Here is an 849-nt window from a genome sequence, read left to right on the forward strand (position 1 = left end):
CCCCCGCTTTTTGCGATGAAAGCCGCAACGCGGCGGACGGTCTCAGGACGGTGCATTAGCTTGCCGATGCTATGGATTTCAGCGGCAAGACCTGCCGGGTTGAGAGAAGCCGCAAGATGGATGCAATTCTTAGCCTCACGCAGCGCTTCGGGCGACAATTTGGCGATCCGCTCGACAATTGCGCCTGCAGTTGCCCCGAAATTAGCCGCCGGGAAGGCCCATTGGACAAGGCCAAGGGCTTGCGCCTCGAGCCCGCTCACGACCTCGCCTGAAAGAATAAGCCGCGATGCGATGCCGACACCGCACAGAGCAGTCAATCGCTGCGTTCCTCCCGCTCCAGGAATCAGGCCCACATTGGCCTCGGGCAGCCCCAGCTTTGCATCGTGGGTGGCAATCCGCAGATCGCAGGAAAGCGCAAGTTCAAGCCCGCCACCGAGAGCATGCCCCTCGATCTCCGCCACCGTCACGACCGGCATCGCAACGATACGGGCGAATACCATATGGAAACGGCGGACGCTGGCCACCATTTCAGCCGGACCCTCTTTCGTCCCGAGGCGCCCCGCAATCATGCGTAGATCCGCCCCGGCACAGAAGACTTTCTGGTCGCTCCTGATTCGCAGCACCGCAATCGCATCGTTTCGTTCGATCTCTTTCAGAGCTGCTTCGACGGCATCCAGGAGCGCGTCGTCAATGGCATTGACCGGGGCCCGCGCAAGAGTCAGCACGGCCACAGCTCCATCGATGGCGAGGTATGCGGGCTTCGTCACAAGATCAGTCGGATGCTTGCTCATGGCACATCACATGATTTGGGGTCAGCGCGAAGTTGCAGCCGCGCCAAGAGCACCGCTT

Annotated in this window: 1 protein-coding gene; it reads right to left on the reverse strand. The window is 61.0% G+C overall.

The genetic code is table 11. The features are described from left to right. Positions 1-791 (reverse strand): enoyl-CoA hydratase/isomerase family protein (locus ACUXUR_RS26755; RefSeq protein WP_445505382.1); only part of this gene is annotated, 791 nt, incomplete at its 3' end. Positions 792-849: the final 58 nt, after the last annotated feature.

This window comes from Microvirga medicaginis (assembly GCF_052658925.1).